We start from the raw sequence: 20,450 nt of genomic DNA, 5'->3' as shown, positions 1-20,450 counted from the left end.
CCCGCGCGTGGGAGCTAGCGCGCGTTCGCTGCCGCTTCGATGCTGCCTTGGGGCGGGTCTTCAATTATGGGCCAGGTTGTGGCGCAACCGGGGGTGTGCGTGTCGGCTTCCGCGGCTATTCCAGGGGTGTCCAGCGGTGCTTGTATCATGCTGTCGTCTCGCTCGATCCTGTCGCCGCGGTCCGTCTCGTTGCGCACGATATAGGAGGGACGTAGTTTCTGCGCATCGTAGAGCTTGGCCAGGTAGATGGCCAGTACGCCTACCGCCAGCAACACTAGGCTGCTGAACGCCGCCTGCGCGATGATTACCGTGGTGAAGCCGTCGAGCGATTTTCCAAGCAGGAAGCGCACTGCCGTCTGCATGATCAGCAGCAGGCTAAGCGCCACGCCGACAAGGCCGACCGCGGCAACCGCCTGCAGCGGGAAGGAGGAGAAGGCGATCAGGTTGCTGAACGAATAGCGGAACAGGCCAAGCACCGACCAGGATGAAGTGCCGGCGGCGCGCGGCGCGACATCGAAGGGAATGTCGACCTGATGGAAGCCGACCCAGGCGACTAGGCCCCGGAAGAAGCGGTCCCGCTCTGGGCAACGCAGCAGCGCATCCGCTACCTGGCGGTCCAGGAGCTTGTAATCGCTCGCGCCACGGAAGCCCAGGCCGGTGGCGTACTCGAACAACCGGTAGAAGACCCGCGAAGCGGCGGTGTAGGCCGGGTGTTCGTCGCCGCGATTTCGCTTGCGGGCGTTTACTACATCGGCGCCTTGACGCCATGCGGTGATCATCGCGGGTATCAGCGAGGGCGGATGTTGCAGGTCGGCGTCGATGAACAGCACGGCCTGCCCGCACGCATGCGCCAGCCCAGCTTCAAGGCCCGCTTCCTTGCCGAAATTGCGGGAAAACTGGATGCAACGGACAAACGGGTGACGGCGCGCCAGCTGGTGCGCCACGGCGGCAGTCCCGTCCGTGGAGCCATCATCCACAATCACGATCTCGAAGGCCGGAGTGGCGCCGGCCACTTGCTGCGCAATGCGCTCGACCGCGAGCTCCAGACTGTCGGCCTCGTTATACGCGGGAATGATGATGGAGAGATCGATCGGAGACAAAGGCTTCTTGTTGCTCATTCGCTATGCAGACTGCAGAAATGGAGTTGATGACGCGCCAGGCAACGATCGAGCCAGCGCCGCTTGTCGACATATGCGGCATCGTACGGCGGCCCGAGTACGACCAACGTTCCGCTACCCGGCTTGAGGCGACGCAGTGCCAGCGCTTGCCCATCGCAATCGATATACTGCCGGGCTCCGCTCAGGCTGTTGATCGCCTTGCCATTGCGTGCCGCGAGTAACTGGACTGCGAACCCACCGCCAAGGCTGGCAGGGTCGTCGGTGCAGCCAATGGGCGGCTGGATGGAGACGGCAGTGTGGGCCGCCACCAGCCGGCCGATGTCGGGATCCGAGGAGACAGGGTCGGCGGACTTTTCGGCGAGTGCGACATGACGGAGCTGACTTGTGTCCAGCCATTGCAACAGTGCCACGGCGAGTACGAGGGCTGCGGCAGTGCCGGCGCGGTACTGGCGCGAGATGCCATAGAGTACGAAAGCGCCGATGGCGTAGCCCACGGGCCAGAAGAAACGCCCGGAGGCGCGGAAGGTGCCGGTCACGCCGTCGAGGACTGCGGGCCAGCGATAGCTCAACACCTGATGTGCGCCGATGTAGACCTTGCCGGACAAGGCGTAGATGCTCAGGCCGCCCAATAGCACCAACAATGGCCACTGCCTGCGCACCGCCGCGCGCAGCAGGTTGCCTCCGTCCCGGAGGGACGCAGCGAACACCATCGCCAGGCCGGTGAGCAGGCCCAGGCCGAGATAGTTGAATCCCTCCATCTGCCCCTCGGTGCCGCGGGCGAAATGGCCGCCACCTCGCAGCAGGCCGCTTTTGCCCATGGCACCAAATGGCGCGAGCAGGTTCATCGAATAGGTATCGAACCCCCCGCTGGCGCGCAGCAGACCGCCGCCCAGGTAGCCACCGATGCCCATCGCCGCACCGGCCGCGGTCAGCGCGATGGCGGCCGCCAGCAGCGTTCTTCCGAGGGCACCGGGAAGCCGTACGTTTGCGGAGCGAGCCGCACCCAGAAGGAAGAATGGCAGCGTCATGGCGAGGAAATAGGGGTGGATCCACAGGGCGGCCACTAGCAGCGCGGGCCATTTCCAGTCCAGAGGTGACCGTGCCAGGGCTTCTGCCGGCCGCAGCGACAATGCCAGCGCGAGGATCAGGAGAAACTGCCCGCACAGTGCAAGGTGCCACATCCAGTAGCGGAATAGCCACGCGGGCATGACAAGGGCGACGACGACGCCCGAGATGATTTGTGCCAGCCGGCGCAAGCCGATCTGGTCCATGAGCAAGACCGTGGCGAAGGCCTGGCCAAGCAGGCAGATCCATAGCCAGGGAGTGGTGAGGCCGGCAGCGGTGCCGGTGAGTTTGAACCAGATTTTGCCAAACAGTGCCAGCAACGGGATGCTGTCCGTGAAAATTACGCTGCGCAGGCCATCGACGCCAGGTACAGCCATGGCGAAGAGCGGCAGGCGCCAACTGTCGCGATAGTAGTAATAGGCGCCGGCCTGCGCCTGGGCTTGATCTCCCTGCGGATAGGGCAATGCCGGATCGGTGCCCGCAAGCGTGCCTAGTGAAAGGATGGCGGGCGCGAGTACCACGGCCAGTATCAGCGCCAGTGCGAAATGCTGCCAGCGTGGCAGATCCTGCGTCAGGAAGGCCGTGACGATGGCGGRCCTCATTGCAGCGCGGCCCTCTTTTCTCGCTGTCGGAATATACGGCGCATGACGACGAAGTTGAAACCGATCATGACGGCCTCCGCGATGATTTTGGTCGGCACCATGCGGTAGCCGGTTAGCGCCGCTACCTGGCCGAGCACCAGCGGCGAGAGCACGATGCCTGCGATCGTCAGCGCGCCATATGCCCAGGCCTGCCCGCGCGGGCGACGAGGCCAGGCATGCTTGTCGGCGAACGAGAAACGCTTGTGAACCGCGAAGCCTACCGCTGCACCCGTCGCGCGGCTGATCCACTGCGCCATGGAAATGCTGCTCGAACCAAACCTGGTCAAGGCGAGAAAGACAGCCAGGTCAAGCAGGAAGAGCGCTGCACCAGCAAGCAGATAGCGGCGAAACATGACGATACCGCGGACCACCGCTGGCACGCGAGGGGCCGTCATGTGGTGGCTCTCGCCTGAAGGCATTGCAAGCGGCAGAACGAGTTCGGGCAACGCGCGGGCCAGGTCCGCGGATCAGCGGGACGCAACTGACAGGTGTGCGTGTAGCACAAGCACCGGCGGCGTGGCGCCGCGCAGGAATTGCTGAACGGCCTCGCGCTTGAGCCGCTGCAGGCTGGGGTCCATGTTGTTCTCTTCGCTGGCCCGCTCGGACCCGGCGCGCCCCACACGCTGCGCATAGGCGACGGCTTCGGCCGAAGCCGTACAGGGCACGCGGATGCCATCGACCACGATATCAAATTGAACGGCTCGGCGCATGACGGCTCCTCCTGCTTCTTCGAATGATCAGGGGGCAAGGATAGACAGGGAAGCGGCGCGTCTCTGTGATGGACGTCACATTTGCCGGCGCAACTCCAGGCGACACTATGCCGAAGGCTCGGGTACCAGTTCGCGGTAGACGGCCAGCGTTTCCCGCGCACAGCGCTTCCAGCTGAATTGCGCCGCGCGTTGTAGACCCTGCTCGGCTAGTTGCGCACGCCAGGTGTCATCCCCCGCGGCTCGCGCCATGGCCGTGGAAAAGCCGTCGATGTCGTCGGGCTCCAGCAGGACGCCGCCGTCTTCCACGACCTCGGATATGGCCGAGCGGTCGGAACAAATCGCCGGTACGCCGCATGCCATCGATTCGAGCGGCGGCAAGCCGAAGCCTTCGTAGATCGAAGGGTAGACCGTTGCCATCGCACCGCCCACAAGGAACGGGAGATCCTGATCGACCACGTAACCAAGCAGTCGTACTTCTCCTCTGGCGACGCCAGGGGCAAGCGCCCGCTCCAGCGGGCCGGTCAGCCAGCCCTTGCTGCCGACCAAAACCAGCGGGAAATGCTGCCGCAGTGCCGCGGGCAGTCGGGCATGCGCCAGCAATGCGGTACTCAGGCATTTTCTGGGTTCGAGCGTGCCCAGTGCCATGAAGTAGCGCCGGGGCAGCAGGCCATATCGGGGTAGCACCGTGTGCAGGGCATCATCGGCATAAGGGCGGAAGCGATCTGCTACGCCATTGTGGACCACGCGGATTTTCTCCGGGTTCACTTCGCACAGTGCCAACAGTTCGGCACGTACAAAGTGGGATACCACGAGGATGCGGTCCGCACGCCGCAGCGCTTCAGGGAAGTGCTTTTGCATCAGGGAAACGCGGCCGGCGGGGTGCGTATCGGGATAGCGAATCCAGGAGACGTCATGGACCGTAATGACAGTCGGCCGCTCACCATAGGCATAGGGCAGGAAGTTGGGCTCATGGTACAGCTCCGCGTCGGAGGGAAAGTCGCGGCGGAAGCGCCACGATTGCAGGGCGCGGCTCGCGCGCCGGGCCAGTGGGGCGCTTGCCAGCAGTCTGCGCGCGGCTCGCTTCCAGACGCCCTGAACGCCTGCCTGCTCCTGTCCGGCGTGGTGCGGCTTGGCGTCGGCATTCCAGTGTGTGTTGAGGAAGAAATGTGGGGTGACCTGCAGCGCCAGCAACTCGCGCGACAACTGCCAAGTGTACTGACCGATTCCGGTCAACGGCGTCATCAGAGAGCTGCCACCGAAAGCGACGTTGAGCGGTGATGACGCGTGACGTTCAGTTAGAGGCATAAGTGCATCAAACGTTTTGACAGAAGTGAAATAGCTGCGCGCAGAACGCAACCCGGAGGCCGGGATGCTGACGGAGCGCTCGATGAAAATCAACCTCGCTGCAAATTTATGAACATTCTCCATGTCTTCAAGGTGTATTACCCGGACTCCTACGGTGGAATCGAGCAGGTGATCCGGCAGTTGGCCCAGAGCCGGCGCGACGGCGTGAAGCATGGAGTGTTTGCGCTAAGTAAGCAAGGACTTGACGATCAACGCTGCATCGAAGTCGACGGCGTGCCGGTCACGCGGGCCCGTGTGCATTTTTCGCTAGCGTCGACGTCAGTCTCCCTCAACGCGCTTGGCGCCTTCCGTAGTGCCGCCGCGCAGGCAGACCTGGTCCACTATCACTTTCCGTGGCCGTTCGCTGACGTATTGCACTTTGCCTCTGGCATGAGCACGCCAGCGATTCTCACGTATCACTCCGACATCGTGCGGCAAAGGTTGTTGCTGCCCTTGTATGCGCCGCTGATGCACCGGTTCCTTGCGCGCATGCGTGTGATCGTGGCCACTTCCCCAAACTACCTGGAGACGAGCAATGTCCTGAAGCGGCACCGCGAGCGTGTGCAGACCATTCCGATTGGGCTGGATCCTACTCCATCCATGCCCGATGGTGAGCGCGTGGCCTTCTGGCGTGAGCAGTTGGGCAGCGGTTTCTTTCTCTTCATCGGCACCCTCCGCTACTACAAGGGCTTGCACATCCTGATGGAGGCCTCGCGCAACGCTGCGTTCCGCGTGGTCCTCGTCGGCGCGGGCCCGCTGGAGCGGACGCTCAGGAAGCAGGCGGGCGAGCTTGGCCTTGGCAATGTCACTTTTCTCGGAGCGCTGCCCGATGCCGACAAATTTGCCTTGTTGGAACTGTGCCGCGGCGTGGTGTTTCCCTCCCACCTTCGCTCCGAGGCGTTTGGCGTGACGCTGCTGGAAGGGGCCATGTTTGGCCGCCCGCTGGTGTCCTCGGAAATTGGCACCGGCAGCAGCTATGTGAACGTTGACGGGCTGACCGGCTATGTGGTCCCGCCGAGCGATCCGGATGCGCTGCGCGCTGCTCTGCATCGCCTGCACACCGATCCCGCACTTGCCGCCGCGCTGGGGCGCAATGCGCGTGCCCGCTTTGTGGATCGCTTCCAGGCCAGCATGATGCGCAGCCGTTACCAGCAGGTCTATGAGTCGGTGCTGGAAGGCGGGCCGGCGCTGGATGGTGCCCGTCACCTCGCGTTGCCTCGCGCCTGAGATCCGGATGCACCCGGCATGCTCGGCACTTCGCCCATTCGTTCATGCGGCATGGCGCACGGATAAGGAACTTTGACGCGTCTCACACTTGTTTGTGACAACGATCACATTTTGGTGTCGTCAACTCGGACAAAATCCGCACCTGCGGCGCGCTTGGTAACTTCAATGGCATGCCTGAGTGGCGGTGATCCGCTTTTTCCTCTTTATCTACCGGCCTCGGCATTCCATGAGAAAAAAGGCTTTACCTCGCAACGAGGTCGTACATGCATTGCTTGCCTATAAAGATGCGCTACGGAACATTGGCGTGTTCAGCGCGGTGATCAACCTGTTGATGCTGGTGCCGTCACTATATATGCTGCAAATCTACGACCGTGTGCTGCAAAGCCGCAGCGAGACCACGCTGTGGATGCTCAGTGGTATCACGCTGGGCCTCTACGCCTTCCTTTCCGTACTTGAGTACGTGCGCAGCCAGATTGCGATCCGTATCGGCAGCCAGGTTGACATGAAGCTGAACCGGCGCGTCTATACCGCCGCCTTCGAGACCAACCTGAGGCGCGGCGACTACATGGCGGGGCAGGCGCTGAGCGATCTCACCACGCTGCGCCAGTTCTTCGGCGGTTCGACGCTGTTTGCATTCTTCGACGCGCCGTGGTTCCCGATTTACCTGGCCGTGATCTTCATGTTTGATTTTCACCTGGGCTTGTTTGCGCTGGGGGGATCGCTGGTGCTGGTCGCGCTGGCGGTGATCAATGAGCGCACCTCGCGCGCGCCGCTGGGCGAAGCCAATGCCCTGTCGCTGCGCTCCGCGAATTCTGCCACGACTACATTGCGCAACGCGGAGGTGATCGAGGCCATGGGGATGCTCAAGCCGCTTCAGGCGCGCTGGTTTCGCATCCACGAGGCTTTCCTGCACAAGCAGAGCGAAGCTAGCGAGAAGGCGTCCGTGGTGGGTGCGTGGACCAAGTTCGCCCGTATCTCGCTGCAGTCTCTGGTGCTTGGCGTGGGCGCGCTGCTGGTGCTGGATAACCTTATTACGCCGGGCATGATGATCGCGGCCTCGATCCTGATGGGCAAGACGTTGAGCCCCGTCGAGGGCGTCATCGGAGGCTGGAAGCAATGGAATGCAGTGAAGGCTGCGTATGGCCGCTTGGTCGCGCTGCTCGACGCGAACCCGCCGCGCGAATCCACGCTCTCTCTGCCGAAGCCGGTGGGCCATTTGAGCGTGGCGCGACTGGTGGTGGGAGCGCCAGGCGCCAATGTGCCGGTGCTCAAGAACCTGTCCTTCGCGATGTCGGCCGGCGAGGTGCTCGGCATCGTCGGGCCCAGCGCGTCGGGCAAGTCGACGCTGGCGCGCGTGCTGGTGGGCGTGTGGCCGGCCCTGGCGGGCGAAGTGCGCCTCGATGGCGCAGACGTGTACCAGTGGAACAAGGACGAACTGGGTGCTTCGATCGGTTACCTGCCGCAAGACATCGAGCTGTTTGCCGGCACCGTGGCAGACAACATTGCACGCTTCGGCGAAGTGGATTCGGGGGCGGTGGTGGAAGCGGCCAAGTTGGCCGGTGTGCACGAACTGATCTTGCTGTTGCCCAAGGGATATGGCACGGAACTGGGGGAAGGAGGCGCTGGCTTGTCGGGTGGGCAGAAACAGCGCATCGGACTGGCCCGTGCACTCTACGGCTCGCCCTCGCTGATCGTGCTCGACGAACCCAACTCCAATCTCGACGAAGCCGGCGAGGCTGCGCTGGCGCGCGCGGTGGCCCTATGCCGTGAGCGCGGAGCCACGGTGGTCATGGTGACCCATCGCGGCAGCATCTTGGCCACTACCACGCGCCTGCTGGTTCTGCGCGACGGTACTGCCCAGGCCTTCGGGCCGACCCAGGAAGTGTTGCGTGCCATGCAGCGGGTGCAGCAGCAACAGGCGAGCGGCAAGCCGGTGCTCAAGCCCGTGCAGTCGGATGCCGGCAGCGCGGCGAACGAGGCGGACGGCGTGGACCAGGACGCGGCCGCAGTAGCGAACCAGCAAGGGCAGGTGGCACCCGTCGCCGCTGATGCCGTCTCAGGCCATGCCGCGGCCGGCAATATCGGAAAAACACAATGAGTAGCACAGAGATGCATTCCCAACCGATTCAGCCGGCATTGCCGGGCACCTCGGACAGATCGCCTCCATCGCCGGTCGCGCCACTTGATGCCAAGCGCTACGGCCTCATCGGCTGGCTGATGATCGGCATCGGCTTGGCCGGCTTCCTGCTGTGGGCCATACTGGCCCCGCTGGACAAGGGCGTGCCGGTGTCCGGCACCGTGATCGTCTCGGGTAATCGCAAGGCGGTGCAGCATCCCACTGGCGGCATCATTGACAGGATCCTGGTCAAGGAGGGCGACCGCGTGGAAGCCGGCCAGGTACTGATCAGCATGAACGGTACCCAGGCCAAGTCGCAGGCCGAGGTGGTGCGGGCCCAGTTGTACTCGGCGCGTGCTGTGGAGGCGCGCCTCATTGCGGAGCGGGACAACCTGCCGGCGATCGCGTTTGGTGACGTGCTCGACGCGGCAATGGCGGCGCCTGGCGTAGCCGATACCGTCGCGGTGCAGCGGCAACTGTTCGCGACACGCAACCTTTCCTTGCAAAAGGAGTTGGGCGCCATCAACGAGAGCATCAGCGGCTTGCAATCCCAGCTGGCCGGCCTTCGGGACGCACGCGTCAATAAGCAAGAGCAATTGGCGGCGCTGCGTGAACAATTGCAAAACATGCGCGAACTGGCACGCGAAGGCTATGTGCCGCGCAATCGGCTGCTCGATACGGAGCGGTTGTTCGCGCAGATTAATGGAGAGATCGCGTCGGATCTCGGCATCATTGGCCGCACCCAGAGCCAGATCACGGAACTCAAGCTGCGCGCCAGCCTCCGCCGCGAGGATAACCAGAAGGAAGTGCGCACGCTGTTGAGCGACACACAGCGTGACGTGCGGACGCTGCAGAGTCGTCTGGAAGCGCTTGACTTCGATCTTGCCAATACGCAGTTGCGGGCACCGGCGAGCGGCACGGTGATTGGCCTCTCCATATTTACCGAAGGCGGTGTGGTAGGCGCGGGCGCAAAGCTGATGGATATCGTGCCGGAGGGCGAGCCGCTCGAGATGGAGGCGGAGGTGCCGGTCCACCTGATCGACAAGGTCAAGCCCGGACTCCCGGTTGAGTTGATGTTCACCGCTTTCAACCAGAGCAGGACGCCGCGCATTCCGGCCACCGTATCGGTGGTGTCGGCCGACCGCCTCACCGATGAGAAGAACGGTACGCCGTTCTTCCGCATCAAGGCGCAGGTGACGCAGGAGGGTATGCGCATGCTGGCTGGGCACCAGGTACGGGCGGGCATGCCGGTCGAGGTCTTCGTCAGGACCGGCGAACGCACCATGATGAGCTACCTGCTCAAGCCAGTCGTCGACCGCGCCCGCACTGCGCTGACGGAGGAGTGATGCTGCTCGAATGCAAGAAGCGGGGCGTGCGCTGCCTCCTGGCGGCGGCCGTTGTGGGAGGTACCCTGGCCGCGGTGGCCCAGGCCGCGCCGTTGAGCCTGATGAGTGCCTACGAAATGGCGCTGAGCCAGGATCCGAAGTACCGCGTGGCTGTGGAAGAGGCGGTGGCGGGCGAGCAATATCGGGCGCTGGGCCGTTCCTATCTGCTGCCGCAAGTACAGCTGACCTATAACATGGCGCGCAATCACTCGGAGATCACGCGGACCAATCGGCAGATTGGCGAGCGCACCGATACCGAGCAATACCGCAGCTATTCCGCTGCCATGCAGCTGCGCCAGCCGCTCTTCAACTGGGACTACTGGTCGCGCTATCGCCAAGGCGAGGCGCAATCGCAGGCCAGCGCCGCCACCTTCGACAGTCGCACGCAGGAAGTGGCCTTGCGTGTCGCATCGGCATTCACCGAAGTATTGCAGGCCTACGACCAGATAGCCCTGGTTGAGGCACAGCAGGCAGCTCTGGCCGAGCAGTTGCGGTTGAACCAACGCTTCTTCGACAAGGGTGAGGGCACGCGCACCGACATCATCGAGACGCAGGCACGTTACGAATTGGTGACGGCCCAGGTGCTGGAAGCGAAGGATGAGCTGACGGTCGTGCGCAAACGCCTGGAAGGCATGATTGGCACTTCGCTGGATGCGTACGATGCGCCAATGTCGCTGCTATCCGAGCACTATCGCGCGGCCGGCCCGCAGCCCGCAGACCTGAACTATTGGATCGATGTTGCAACCTCCAACAATCGCGAACTTCAATCCAAATACTATGCTGTCGAGGTGGCAAGGCAAGACATAGAGCGCGCGCGCTCGGGCCACCTGCCCAAGGTGGACGTTGTGGCGAGCTTTGGTTCGAACAAATCAGAAACCGTCAACACCCTGGACACGAAGTATGAGACTGCTTACATCGGCTTGCAGATGGTCCTGCCCATCTACTCGGGCGGTGCAGTCAGCGCGCAGATGGCGCAATCGGAGGCCAACTACCGCAAGGCTGTGGCGGAATACGACGGACGCCGCATCGAGATCCTCGACGAGCTGCGCAAGCAGTTCGATCTCGGCACCAGCAGCGTGGCCAAGGTAGCGGCCTACGAACGGGCCGCGCAGTCGGCCACCGAACTGATCCGTTCCACGCGCAAGAGTATTGCCGGCGGCATGCGGGTCAACCTCGACCTGCTCAACGCCCAGCAGCAGCTCTATGTCGCTCAGCGCGATCTGGCGCAGGCGCGATACACGGCTATCGTGACGCGGCTGCGCCTGCTGTTCGTGTCTGGCGTGCTGACCGAACAGGACGTGCGCGAGACCAGCGCGTGGTTTTCGAGCGCACCCGTGGCGACGACCCGATAGACATTCAACCGAAGGGGGATCCAAGATGGATCACAGAGACCTACCGACCATCATACCGGTGGTGATTTCCGGGGGAGCCGGCACGCGCCTCTGGCCAGTGTCGCGCGAAGCCTTTCCGAAGCCGCTGATGGCGCTTGCCGACGGCGAGAGCCTGCTGCAGAAGACCTTCAACCGCATCGCTAGGGTGCCGGGCGTGCGCGAGGTGCTTACGGTGACCAACCGCGAGATCTACTTCCTTGCGCGGGACACCTTCCATGGTGCCGACGCGGCGAGTATTCCGTGCACCTTCTTGCTGGAGCCTGTAGGGCGCAACACCGCTGCTGCGATCGCGGCAGCGGCCAGCTGGGTGGAACAGAAGTACGGTGGCGAAGCCCTGATGCTGGTGCTCCCCGCCGATCACCTGATCGATCCGGTGGAGAGTTTCGTCACCGCCGTGATGTCGGCATGCTCGGCTGCGACGCAAGGCAAGCTGGTGACCTTCGGCATCCTGCCGACCGCGCCGGAGACCGGGTATGGCTATATCCAGGTGGAGCAGGCTGCCGGCGGCGCGGCGGAAGCGGCAGCCCCGGTGCAGGCGGTGCGGCGCTTTGTCGAAAAGCCTGCGCTGGAGTTGGCGCGCCAGTATGTGGACTGCGGTGAATACCTGTGGAACTCCGGCATGTTTTGCTTTAGCGCCGGAACCATGTTGGCAGAGCTGGCGACCTATGTGCCCGACATCCTGGCCACGGCGACCAGCAGCGTGCGCAATGGCATCCTGCTGGCATCGGGTGGTGAGCGTTCGCTCGAACTCCACGCGGAGGAATTCGCAACGATCCGGGAGCAGTCGGTCGATTTTGCCGTGATGGAGCGCTCCGACAAGGTTGTCGTGGTTCGTAACGACATGTGCTGGAGCGACGTCGGCTCGTGGTCCAGCGTCAGCCTGCTGACGCCGCAAGACAGCGACGGCAATCGCGTGCTGGGCGACGCGGTGCTGCACAACACGCGCCACTGCTATATCCGCAGCGACCGCGTGGTGGGCGCGGTCGGGCTAGACGACTTGATGATCATTGACACCGACGATGCCCTGCTGGTGGCACACCGGCTGCATGCAGAGGAGGTCGGACATATCGTCCAGGAATTGCGGCGCAAGGGGAACTCGGCCTATCGGCACCACCGGACCGTGCGCCGGCCGTGGGGCTCGTACTCCGTGCTGGTCGAAGGGGATCGATTCAAGGTTAAGCGCATCGTGGTGCAGCCGGGACAGGCGCTTTCGCTGCAAATGCACGTGCATCGCTACGAGCACTGGATTGTTGTGTCGGGCGAGGCGCTGGTCGAGAATGGCGGCAAGCAGGGCGTGCTGCGGGCCAATCAATCGACGTTCATCCCGGCAGGGCAGAAGCATCGCTTGCGCAACCAGGGGGAGACCGAACTGGTGCTGATCGAGGTGCAATGCGGCACCTACCTTGGCGAGGACGACATCGTGCGCTTTGAGGACAAGTATGGCCGCGCGGCAGACCCGCAGGCAGTTGGGGTGCCATTGTGAGCGTCGCGTTCGCTACGGGACAGGGCATGCGGGCCAGGAGGAAAGCGCTGGGCACCATCTTGCTATTCGCGCGGCAGGAACTGGTCGATCGCCAGCATGGCCATGTGCTGGGCGTTGCCTGGCTGATCATCCAGCCCCTGAGCTTTATCGTGCTGTTCAGCACCGTGTTCTCGCATCTGATGCGCTCGCGCCTGGGCAGCGACACCAGCCCATATGCCTACACGGTCTACCTGATTGGGGGCATGCTGGCGTGGAACCTGTTCGCCAATTCGCTGGCGCGCTTGTCGACGGTGTTTTCGTCCAAGGCGCACCTGATCCGCAAGGTGCCGGTCAGCCTGGGGCTGATGCCGCTGCACGTGGTGGTGGTTGAGCTGGCGATCTACCTGATTTCGATGGCGCTGTACGTCGCGTACCTGGTGCTGGTCGGCCAGCGATTCTCCCTGGCCTGGACCTGGCTGCCAGTCGTGATCGGCTTGCTGGCCATGCTGGCCTACGGCAGTGGCATCGTGCTCGGCATGCTCGACGTGTTCCTGCCCGACGTCAAGAATGTGGTGGCGATCTTGCTCCAGTTCGGTTTCTGGATGACGCCCATCGTCTATCTGCCCGAGATCCTGCCGCCGTGGGCGCGGCAGTTGCTCTGGCTCAACCCGTTGTACTGGGCCATCGATGCCGTGCACGACATCGTGCTTGGCGCGCGTGCGCCGGATCGGGCGGCGCTGCTCGGGCTGGCGGCACTGGCTGCCGTATTGGTATGGCTGGCGCGCTGGATGAAACGCCGCCTGGAACGCGAATTGAGGGACCTGCTCTGAGATGGGAACGATGCAAGAGGGTAATCCGCTGCTGGAGTTGGTGGAGGTAAAGAAATCCTTCCGGCTCTACGCCAGGCCGGCCGACCGGCTCAAGGAAGCCTTGCTGGGCCGCAAGCACCACCGCGACCACCTTGCGCTGGACCGGCTCAGCCTGGCAGTGTGCCAGGGCGAATCGGTCGGCGTGCTGGGCCGCAACGGCGCCGGCAAGTCGACCTTGCTAAAAATTATAGTCGGGGTATTGCTGCCAGATAGCGGCAGCATCCGCCAAGCCGGACGTATTACCGGACTGCTGGAGCTCGGCACCGGTTTCGACCCGAGTCTGTCGGGCCGCGACAATATCGACATCAATGGAAGGCTGCTGGGCATGGATGCGGCCGAGGTGCGCCGCAAGCTGGACGATATCATCGCATTCTCTGAGTTGGAGCAGTTTATCGACGCGCCGGTGCGCACCTACTCCTCCGGTATGGTGATGCGGCTGGGGTTCTCAATCGCCATCCATGCCGAGCCGGACTGCTTTGTGGTCGACGAGGCGCTGTCGGTCGGCGATGCGCGCTTCCAGCAGAAGTGCATGGCGCGGATCCGCAGCTATCGCGAAAGCGGTGGCGGCATCTTGTTCGTCTCGCACGACGTCAACGCCGTCAAGATGGTGTGCAACCGCGCAATCGTGATGGAGCAGGGCCGTGTGCTGTTCGACGGCGAACCGGAACAGGCCGTGAGCCATTACTACCGTCTGATCGCCGGCACCACGCCCGGGCTGCAACTGCAGGTGGAAAGCGAGGGTCGCGCCTACGGCCAGATGCAGATCCGCATTGCCGCGGCGACGCTGCATGACCAGGAAGGTTGCGCCACCGGCAAGTTCGTGTGTGGCCAGGACGCCGCGCTCGCCTTGCGGATCGAATCAGATATCGATGCCGAACTGACGGTGGGCTTTCTGATCCGAGATCGCTTCGGCCAGGACATCTTCGGCACTAATACGGCCCTGCTGTCGCGTACCGTGCGCTTTGAGGCCGGCACGCAATCGATGTGCCGCTTTGCGTTTCCCGTCAGGCTTGCGCCTGGCGCCTATACAGTGACGGTGGCGATCCATTCCGAACGCACGCACGTGCACAACTGCCAGCACTGGATCGATCACGCGCTGGAACTGGAAGTGTCCACGTTTGGGGACCAGGCGTTCACTGGACTGTGCGCACTGCCGGTTGACTTTGCGCATTGGTCAGTGGCGATGCCGGGCGGTGGCGGCCGCGCGCTTGAAAAGGAGATTCCACTTGCGTCTTGATCCATGTTCCGGCGATCTCGCCGCCGCCGGCGCGACGGACAAGGGGCCGCGGCCGGGCGTCAGCCATGGTCAGGAGGATGACCTCGCGAGCCATAACGGCGACGCGGCGCGCGCCGCGCTGGATGCGCTGGTTGCGCGCGTGCGCGCCGAGGCGGCCGAACTGTCCGAGTTCGGCGCCGCGTCGGACCCGCTTTCGGTTGATTTTCTGCGCCTGCCCGAGCCGGTGCTGCCGGAGCCGGACGCGCGCCGGGCCGGTGGCGTGGTGCACCGCGACCAGTTGCTGGCCATACCGTCTACCGATTTCATCGGCGAGGCTTACCGCCTGCTGCTGGGGCGGGAGGCGGATGAGCGCGGCCTTGCTGAATATGGCGAGCTGTTAAGCCTCGCCGGCAGCTGCCTGTGGGTAGCGGTGCAGTTGCGCTACTCGGTGGAAGGACGGCGGCGAGCGGTCCGCATGGTTGGCATGCGTGGCGCCATCGTACGCTACGTGGTGGCGCGCGCGGCTGGCAAGCTCGGCCTGCGCGAGGCAGGCCGGCGTTGGTTCTTGAGCTACGAGCAGCGCCTGCTGGAGCGGGCGGCGTTTACGCTTGGCGTGGCCGATGCGCTGCATCGCCAGCGCGATGGCGTGCTGCGGCTGTTGCGGGGCTGGCGCAAGCCGATCGAGGCTATCGCCGGCAGCGTGCCGGAGACCGTGCGCAGCCAGCGGGGTGCGGAGCAGCGCATTGCTGAGCTGGAGGAGAAAGTCGAGCGCCTGCTCAATGAACTGGCCAATGATCGCCTGACGCGGCGCAGCGAACAACGCGACGCGGCAGGGCATTCATGGCGCGCGGCGCCTGCCGACGGCGGCGAAGGCGACGCGCTCGCCAGGCGCGGTGACCTGCAAAGCCAGATCGAGTCCTACTACATGGCGTTCGAAGATGCCAACCGAGGCTCGCGCGCCGAGATCTTGCGCAAGCTGGTTCCCTATGAGAGCTGGATCGCGTCCGTCCGCGAGCAAGCGCTGGGTCCGGTGCTGGACGTGGGCTGCGGGCGTGGCGAATGGCTGGAGCTGCTCGGCGATCGCGGTGTGCCAGCCCGCGGGGTGGATCTCAATGGCGCCATGGTCGAGCTGTGCCGCGGGCATGGGTTGGAGGTCGAACGCGCGGACGCCGTGGCCGCACTGGCGCAGGTCGAGGATGGCACGCTGGGGGCGGTGACGGCTTTTCATATCGTCGAGCACTTGCCGTTCGAGGTGCTGTATGAGCTGATCGCCAACGCCGCGCGCGCATTGGCGCCTGGCGGGTCGATACTGATCGAGACGCCCAATCCGGAGAACCTGCTGGTCGGCAGCCACACCTTCTATCACGACTTTTCGCACCGAAACCCGGTGACGCCGACCTCCCTGACCTTCCTGCTGGCGTTCCACGGCCTGGAGCAGATGCAGGTGCTACGGCTGAACCCATATCCGGGTGCGGCCAAGGTGCCGGGGGACGATCCGCTCACCGAGCGCGTCAACGGCCATCTGTGCGGCCCGCAGGACTATGCGGTAATAGCGCGCCGGCCAGGCGTGGTGAGGGCGGGGAGTGCGCAGGCGGGAACAGCACCGAGCGGCCCGACATGAAGATCCTGTTGACAGCCAACCTAGTCCCCTTCATCCGCGGCGGCGCCGAGTACCACGTCGAGAATCTCGCGGCGGCGCTGCGTGCGGCCGGCCATGAGGTGGCGCTGTTGCGGCTGCCGTTTCGCTACGAGCCGGAAGCCGACATTGCGCGCGCCATGGATTACGCGGCCACGTTGGATATGAGGCGACCCAGCGGCGTCGAGATCGACCGAGTGATCAGCCTGCAGTTTCCTGGCTGGGGTATTGCCCATCCCGAACATCATGTCTGGGTCATGCATCAGCATCGCGCGGTATATGACCTGTTCGATGCTGCGCAGGCCTCACCCGCCCACGCCCGGTTCCGGGATCGCGTGGTCGCCTTTGATTGCACGCGCCTGGGCGTGGCCCGCCGGCTCTTCGCCAACTCCCAGCGCGTGGCCGAGAGGCTGTGGCAGTACAACGGCCTGCGCGCGCAACCGCTGTATCACCCGCCGGCGTTCGCCGAACGCTTCTATTGCGAGCGCGCGCTGCCCTTCGTGTTCATGCCCAGCCGCCTGGAGACCCTCAAGCGGCAGGCGCTGCTGATCGAAGCCGCGGCGTTGATGCGTTCGCCGATGGCGATCTTGCTGGCGGGTACCGGTGGCCAGCATGCTGCTTTGCAGCAACGCATTGAAACGCTGGGCGTGGGTCACCGGGTTCGCCTGCTGGGCGAGATCAGCGAGCGCGAGAAGCTCGGCTTCTACGCACGCGCCGCCGCAGTGTGTTTCCCGGCGCAGGACGAAGATTACGGCTACGTCACGCTGGAAGCGATGTTGTCGTCCAAGCCGGTGCTGACCTGCATGGACTCTGGCGGTCCACTGGAGTTCGTCCGCGACGGGGAGAACGGCTGGGTGGAGGCCCCGGAGCCTGCCACGCTGGCGCATCGGATCGATTGGATCGCCGGCCACAAGCGCCAGGCGGAGGAAATGGGCATGGCGGGTCGGCAGATGCTGCTGGCTCGTCGCATCGATTGGCATCAGGTGGTGGAGACACTGACGCACTGAGGCGCCGGCACGGCTGCCCTAGGGCGGGTCACCAAAAACCAGGCAGGAACCATACAGAACATGAGAGTCGCGATTGTGGCGCCGAGTCCGGTGCCGTTCATCATCGGCGGGGCAGAGAATCTATGGTGGGGCATGCTGCGCGAGCTCAACCGGCGCGCTGGCGTAGTGGCCGATCTGATCAAGCTGCCCAGCCCGGAGCGTAACCTGGTGGAACTTCTGAACAGCTACCGCAGGTTTGCTACCCTGGACCTCAGCCACTTCGATCTGGTAATCAGCACCAAATACCCGGCGTGGATGGTTCGTCATCCGAATCACATGGTCTACCTGCAGCACAAGCTGCGCGGACTCTATGACACGTATCCGGGCGAGTTGCCGACCCGGCTGGACCAAGACCTGGTCGGGCGGCTTGGCTTGCCGACGGCGGTAGAGTGCGCGCTGCTGTACGGGGAGGGGATCGAGTCGATCGAGGCCAGCCAGGTGGTCGACGCGCTGCTGCTGGCGCTCGCCCGCGATGATGCGCCGGAGGCGCTGAAGTGCTTCCCGAACCCGTTCGCGCGAGCAGTGGTGCACCTGCTTGACCGCATCGGCATGCAGCCGGGCCGCATCCGCCGCTACGCGGCGATCTCGCATACCGTGCGGCTGCGCGCCGACCATTTCCCCTGCGGCCGGGAGGTTGAAGTGTTCCACCATCCGACGGGCCTGGAGGGCCTTGGCGAGGACTTCGCCGATCGGGGTAGCGGCGCGATCTTTACCGCCAGCCGGCTGGTGGGACCCAAGCGCATCGCCATGATCATCGATGCCTACCGCGTCAGTGGCGTCACTCAGCCGCTCCGGATCGCGGGCGATGGTCCGGAGGAACAGGCGCTGCGCGCGCGTGCCGGGGACTGGCCGTCGATCGCGTTTCTGGGCCGTCTGACCGACCAGCAACTGGCGCAAGAGTACGCTCGCGCGTCCTTTGTGCCGTTCGTGCCAAGCCAGGAAGATTATGGCCTGATTACGCTGGAAGCAATGCTGTGCGGCAAACCGGTACTGACGGTGAGCGACAGCGGTGGCCCGACAGAGCTGATCGAGCATGGGATCAACGGCATGATCACCGCTCCTGACCCGATGTCGCTGGCGGCGGCGATGCGTTGCATGGCTGCAGAGCCCGCATGGACCCAGGAGATGGGGCAGCGCGCGCGCGCACGCGCCGCGTGCATCAACTGGCAGTCCTTTGGCGACTGGCTGCTGGATGGGCCGGACCGCCCGGACAAGCGGGCCAATGAAGTGACCATGGCGAATACCTCGTCCCCAGTGGCCGCCGTGCGGGCCCTGGCTGTGGGTGTGTCATCCCGCCCGCAGATCCTCGCCATCAACACGTTTGCCATTGAGCCAGTGGTAAGCGGTGGCAAGCTTCGCCTGTTCGGACTTTACCGGCACTTGGCACAGGACTTTGACGTGCGCTTCGTCAACCTGGCAGATACGGCGCTGCCGCGCCATGTCAAGCCGCTCGCTCCCGGGCTGGTGGAAGAGGTGGTGCCGGTGTCGGCGGCGCTGCGCGAACGCTCGCATGAGCTGGAGCACAAGCTCGGCGTCTCGGCCGGTGACCTGGCCGCCGCCATGTATCCGGAGAGTATGCCGCAATGGCTGGAGGCGATCCGCGAGCAGGCCCGCCAGGCTGACTTGGTGATTTGCGCCCATCCTTACGGATTCCCGGCATTCCAGCTGGCAGGCGAGGGAAAGCCGCACCTGTACGAGGCTCACAACGTCGAATACGAACTCAAGGCCGAGATGTACGGGCAACACGCTTGGGCCGCCAACGTGGTCCGGCATTTCGAGCGGCAGTGCGCGGAACTGGCACTTGGCATCACCACTTGCAGCGACGCCGACGCCCGACGCATGCGCGAGTTGTACCAGCTCGGCACCGTGCCGGTCGAGATCCTTCCCAACGGTATCGAAATTGGCGAGACGCCGTTCCTGCCTATGCGGGAGCGCTGCATTGTGGCGCGCAATCTTGGCAAGACACGGCGCCTTGGCCTGTTCATGGGAAGCGCGCACCGACCCAACGTCGATGCACTGCATGAAGTGTTGCGGGCTGCCTGGCTGGTACCCGAAATTGACTTTGCCATCATGGGGTCGATCTGCGGGGCGATCGATGCTGGCACGCTGCCACCCAATGTGACGGCGCTTGGCGTGGTGTCTGTCGAGGAAAAGGCGATATGGTTGTCGTTGGCTGATTATGGCCTTAATCCCATGAAGGGCGGCTCGGGCACAAACCTGAAGCTGGCCGAGTATACGGCCAACGGATTGCTAACGCTGAGTACCGAGTTCGGCGCGCGCGGCAGCGGCCTGTCAGCCTGGCAGGACTTCGTGCCGATCGAGGCTGCAGGCTTGGCTGGCGCGCTGCGAGCAGCCATGGCGCTGGATGGGGACCAGGCGCAAGCCCTTGCGGCTTCGGCACGCGCCAAGGCCGCCGCGAGGGCGGACTGGCGGGCCATCGGCAAACGCTACGCTGCCTTTGCATCGGCCTTCCTGCGGACCTGAATCTCGGCCTCGCCCTTGGCCAGCTTTTCGAGGATGAGAGGTTCGCGCACGATCAGCCTGCGCAGGTCCTTCTGCACGATGCCGGTGCTGACCAAGGCATGGATGGCGCGCGAGACCGTCTCCCGGCTGACGTTGGCCATGATGGCGATGCCCTGCTGGTTGGGCAGGTTCTCGATTGTCACCAGGTTGCCGGTCGGATTCTTGGCCGCATTCATCAGGATGGCGCATACGCGTGAGTAGGCGCGGTTCATGCCCAGCATCGAGCGATAGCTGGAGGCTTGCCGGATGGTGTTGCAGAGTTTCTGGAGCAAAGTTTCGATCACCGCCGGGTGATTGTAGAAAAGCCATTTGGCCTTTTGCCGGGGCAGGAAGCCGACCAGCGAGTCGGAGGTCGCCACGATCGAGGCGGAGCGCGGCAGCCCGTCGATGATCGACAGCTCGCCGAAGTAATCGCCCGGGTCGACAAAGTCCAGTCCCACTTCGCGTCCGTCTTCGGCCAGCGCGATCACCTGAACACGGCCGGCCAACAGCAGCATCAACGAATCTCCGGCGGTGCCGTGATGGACCACGAATTCGCGTTTTCGGAACCGCTGTACCCGGATTTCAGCCTGCACTTCCTTGAGCGTTTCATCGTCTAGCCCGGCCAGTATCTTCTGGCGTCTCAGCAATTCAAGCGGTTTCATTACCGAAATTCTCGACATGGTGTTATTCAGCTTTCAATTTAATTACAAACTAACACG

General features: G+C 64.0%; 16 protein-coding genes. 10 read left to right on the top strand and 6 right to left on the bottom strand.

The window, feature by feature from the left end:
* Positions 1 to 14: 14 nt before the first annotated feature.
* The 5 genes from AC1DQR_RS33010 to AC1DQR_RS32990 all read right to left on the bottom strand — a co-directional run bounded on the left by AC1DQR_RS33010 (position 15) and on the right by AC1DQR_RS32990 (position 4,962).
* Positions 15 to 1,118: a glycosyltransferase family 2 protein gene (locus AC1DQR_RS33010; RefSeq protein ID WP_477134526.1), complete on the bottom strand. Its 1,104-nt coding sequence runs from the start codon at positions 1,116 to 1,118 to the stop codon at positions 15 to 17.
* Positions 1,115 to 2,785, bottom strand: a complete 1,671-nt coding sequence (locus AC1DQR_RS33005) for a DUF6311 domain-containing protein (RefSeq protein WP_477134525.1) — start codon at positions 2,783 to 2,785, stop codon at positions 1,115 to 1,117. The genes AC1DQR_RS33010 and AC1DQR_RS33005 overlap by 4 nt, the downstream gene beginning before the upstream one ends.
* Positions 2,782 to 3,219, bottom strand: a complete 438-nt coding sequence (locus AC1DQR_RS33000) for a GtrA family protein (RefSeq protein ID WP_477134524.1) — start codon at positions 3,217 to 3,219, stop codon at positions 2,782 to 2,784. The genes AC1DQR_RS33005 and AC1DQR_RS33000 overlap by 4 nt, the downstream gene beginning before the upstream one ends.
* Positions 3,220 to 3,291: 72 nt before the next feature.
* Positions 3,292 to 3,534, bottom strand: coding sequence for a hypothetical protein (locus AC1DQR_RS32995; protein WP_477134523.1), 243 nt, complete (start codon positions 3,532 to 3,534; stop codon positions 3,292 to 3,294).
* A gap of 105 nt (positions 3,535 to 3,639) precedes the next feature.
* Positions 3,640 to 4,962: a glycosyltransferase family 4 protein gene (locus AC1DQR_RS32990; protein WP_477134522.1), complete on the bottom strand. Its 1,323-nt coding sequence runs from the start codon at positions 4,960 to 4,962 to the stop codon at positions 3,640 to 3,642.
* On the opposite strand from AC1DQR_RS32990, the gene AC1DQR_RS32985 reads away from it, so the two are divergent.
* The 10 genes from AC1DQR_RS32985 to AC1DQR_RS32940 all read left to right on the top strand — a co-directional run bounded on the left by AC1DQR_RS32985 (position 4,948) and on the right by AC1DQR_RS32940 (position 19,710).
* Positions 4,948 to 6,105 (top strand): glycosyltransferase, encoded by a 1,158-nt coding sequence (locus AC1DQR_RS32985; protein ID WP_477134521.1) that lies wholly within the window; start codon positions 4,948 to 4,950, stop codon positions 6,103 to 6,105. The genes AC1DQR_RS32990 and AC1DQR_RS32985 overlap by 15 nt on opposite strands.
* A 226-nt stretch (positions 6,106 to 6,331) precedes the next feature.
* Complete coding sequence (locus AC1DQR_RS32980; RefSeq protein ID WP_477134520.1) at positions 6,332 to 8,203, top strand: type I secretion system permease/ATPase; 1,872 nt, start codon at positions 6,332 to 6,334, stop codon at positions 8,201 to 8,203.
* The gene (locus tag AC1DQR_RS32975; protein WP_477134519.1) at positions 8,200 to 9,567 is read left to right on the top strand and encodes an HlyD family type I secretion periplasmic adaptor subunit; all 1,368 of its coding nucleotides are present in this window, start codon (positions 8,200 to 8,202) and stop codon (positions 9,565 to 9,567) included. Before AC1DQR_RS32980 ends, AC1DQR_RS32975 begins: the two co-directional genes overlap by 4 nt.
* A complete protein-coding gene (locus AC1DQR_RS32970) occupies positions 9,567 to 10,958 on the top strand; it encodes a TolC family outer membrane protein (RefSeq protein WP_477134518.1) in 1,392 nt (463 codons plus the stop codon). Before AC1DQR_RS32975 ends, AC1DQR_RS32970 begins: the two co-directional genes overlap by 1 nt.
* Before the next feature lie 25 nt (positions 10,959 to 10,983).
* The gene (locus AC1DQR_RS32965) at positions 10,984 to 12,480 is read left to right on the top strand and encodes a mannose-1-phosphate guanylyltransferase/mannose-6-phosphate isomerase (RefSeq protein WP_477134517.1); all 1,497 of its coding nucleotides are present in this window, start codon (positions 10,984 to 10,986) and stop codon (positions 12,478 to 12,480) included.
* Between the two features lie 26 nt (positions 12,481 to 12,506).
* Positions 12,507 to 13,289, top strand: coding sequence for an ABC transporter permease (locus tag AC1DQR_RS32960; protein ID WP_477134516.1), 783 nt, complete (start codon positions 12,507 to 12,509; stop codon positions 13,287 to 13,289).
* Between the two features lie 10 nt (positions 13,290 to 13,299).
* Positions 13,300 to 14,565 carry an ABC transporter ATP-binding protein gene (locus AC1DQR_RS32955; RefSeq protein ID WP_477134515.1) on the top strand — a complete coding sequence of 422 codons (1,266 nt, stop codon included), beginning with the start codon at positions 13,300 to 13,302 and terminating at the stop codon, positions 14,563 to 14,565.
* Positions 14,555 to 16,165, top strand: coding sequence for a class I SAM-dependent methyltransferase (locus tag AC1DQR_RS32950; protein WP_477134514.1), 1,611 nt, complete (start codon positions 14,555 to 14,557; stop codon positions 16,163 to 16,165). Before AC1DQR_RS32955 ends, AC1DQR_RS32950 begins: the two co-directional genes overlap by 11 nt.
* Complete coding sequence (locus tag AC1DQR_RS32945; RefSeq protein ID WP_477134513.1) at positions 16,162 to 17,187, top strand: glycosyltransferase family 4 protein; 1,026 nt, start codon at positions 16,162 to 16,164, stop codon at positions 17,185 to 17,187. Before AC1DQR_RS32950 ends, AC1DQR_RS32945 begins: the two co-directional genes overlap by 4 nt.
* Before the next feature lie 60 nt (positions 17,188 to 17,247).
* Positions 17,248 to 19,710 (top strand): glycosyltransferase, encoded by a 2,463-nt coding sequence (locus tag AC1DQR_RS32940; protein WP_477134512.1) that lies wholly within the window; start codon positions 17,248 to 17,250, stop codon positions 19,708 to 19,710.
* Here AC1DQR_RS32940 and AC1DQR_RS32935 read toward each other — a convergent pair.
* On the bottom strand, positions 19,674 to 20,393 hold the full coding sequence (locus tag AC1DQR_RS32935; RefSeq protein ID WP_477134511.1) for a Crp/Fnr family transcriptional regulator: 720 nt from the start codon (positions 20,391 to 20,393) through the stop codon (positions 19,674 to 19,676). The genes AC1DQR_RS32940 and AC1DQR_RS32935 overlap by 37 nt on opposite strands.
* Positions 20,394 to 20,450 lie beyond the last annotated feature (57 nt).

Source organism: Cupriavidus sp. 05L411 (assembly GCF_056398045.1).
The sequence above is the reverse complement of the archived record's forward strand: the minus strand, read 5'-3'. Positions and strand labels throughout refer to the sequence as shown.